Raw genomic sequence first — 2,174 nt, forward strand, 5'->3', positions numbered from 1 at the left:
CAACAGATTATTCTTGATGTTAGTGGGGTAGGGTTTAATCTTTCAGTTGCTGACGAGCATGCTTTCACCGTAGGCCAAAAACAAGAGTTACAGGTCTATTTTCATTGGAATACTGAACAAGGGCCACAACTATTTGGCTTTACTTCTAAACTATCTAAAACTGTATTTAGTTTAATAATTAGTTGTTCTGGTATAGGCCCTAAGATTGGACTGGCTGCTCTTGCTCAACTATCACCTGAAAGCTTTTTACAAGCAATACTACTTAACGACATTAAAACATTAAGCTCTTTAAGTGGTATCGGCACTAAAAAAGCTGAAGCTCTGGTTTTGTGTTTGAAAGACAAAGTGTCGAAACTTGATGTTACGACTGTATCTATGCCAGGATCTGAAGGCCAGACTCTTAAGTACTTTAAACAAGTTTCAGATGCTCTTTCTTCGCTTAATTACTCAAGATCCGAAATTGCCGGAGCTCTTGAATTTGTAAAAAAGAATAGTACTGATACAAGTAAATTTGATGAAATGTTGCGTAAAGCTCTTTCTTTTTTATCTAAAAAGGCTTAATGCAGCTATTATACAAACTCGTCTAGCTTATCCGTTAGACGAGTTTATCTACCAATTCTGTTAAAGAGTAAAAAAATTAAGCGGTAATACGGACCTATTTTTAAGATACAATTCTTTTCTTTTTTATTGCAAAGTGCACGATTAGTATACCCAGACCCATTTCTCTATAAAAAAAGACCAAAAAGTACTCTTGTTTTATTTCTAAAGCATTCTAAGTAATGATTTTTGTATTTTATTTAATAATATAAGACAATTGGACATTTTAACAAGATGCTGTATAATAGTGTATATGATTATGTTTTGAAAATTATATATTTTGCTATTTGAGGTAGTAAAATATAGTGACAGTACCCGCTAAGGGCGACCTGTAGGTTTTTCTCTCTTGCTTTTGTTGCTGTTTATCTGCAAAAGGCTCATCACATGTTTAATTAAATCAACATTAGAAAAATTAAAATTAATAATCAAATATCAATTCATTTAATTAAAACAGAGGTATATACAGTGAAATTTTCTCAATTATTAATAGTTATTTTTGTAATAACGACTTCTCTTATGCATGCTATGGATCAGTCAAATATTAAAAAAACGTTTAGTAATACAACTGATACTCAAAATGCTCCATTATATATAGCTCTTGCCAATCATGATTTAGAGAAAGCAGAGTATTTACTAAAAAACGGTATACATACCTCTAAAGTAGATAAGTATCAAGCACTAAAGATTACTGCAAAACTAGTAGCTATTATTGTTAATGAAAAAAGATTGCCTAACGTTAAAGATTATTTTACCCATTTGCTCGGCTGGGCTGTAGAGTATCGCCATGATATTTTAGTGAGATTGCTTCTTACTATACAACGGCCTTATTATGATAATTTATTTTGCTGCATTCTGCTCTCTCGCTTTATTAAATCTAATGACGTTAACACAGTGAAACTAATCCTTGATAGCACATTGTCAGTTGATATTCATAATGGTGATCATGTAACTCCTTTGCATTATGCAATTAAAGAAGACTGTAAAGAAGTAGCTGAGTTTTTAATTAATCAAGGTGCCAATGTTAATGCTCTAGATAGGGATAAACAGACACCCCTTCATTACGCTGTTAAATATAACCGCGTAACTATACTGCCTCTCTTGATTAAAAATCAATCAATATCACTTGAAGCTAAGGATAAATGTGGCAATACACCATTAAATTTAGCTGCTCAAAGGGATACCTCTTTAGATATAATTAAACAGTTACTTAACAGCAAAGCCCATATTGCTACTATAGACAATGATGGTGTAAATCCCTTATTTTATGCTTCTGCTTATGGTCATACTGATACAGTAAGATTACTTATTGACGCAGGTGCTAATGTAGATGCTCAAGAGCCAAAGGGTAATTTTAGCCCATTACATGTTGCTGCTCAAAATGGTCATATAACTATAGTAGAATTGTTGTTAAGTAAAGGTGCTCGCACAGAAGTTCAAACTAATGCTAAGGAAACTCCGTTACATTCAGCAGCAGCTAATGATCATAAATCTATTGTAGAACTCTTAGTGGCTAAGGGTGCTACCATAGATGTTCAGAATAAAGACAATTGTACCCCTTTATATTCTGCCATTAGAAA

The 2,174-nt window shown here is 32.8% G+C and carries 2 protein-coding genes; both read left to right on the plus strand.

The genetic code is table 11. The features are described 5' to 3' along the window. A partial coding sequence (locus H0X48_06970) for a Holliday junction branch migration protein RuvA (protein ID MBA3955031.1) occupies nt 1-561 on the plus strand: 561 nt, incomplete at its 5' end. Between the two features lie 501 nt (nt 562-1,062). Then, a partial coding sequence (locus H0X48_06975) for an ankyrin repeat domain-containing protein (GenBank protein ID MBA3955032.1) occupies nt 1,063-2,174 on the plus strand: 1,112 nt, incomplete at its 3' end.

This window comes from Candidatus Dependentiae bacterium, from assembly GCA_013821315.1.
GTDB lineage: Bacteria > Babelota > Babeliae > Babelales > Babelaceae > JACDHA01.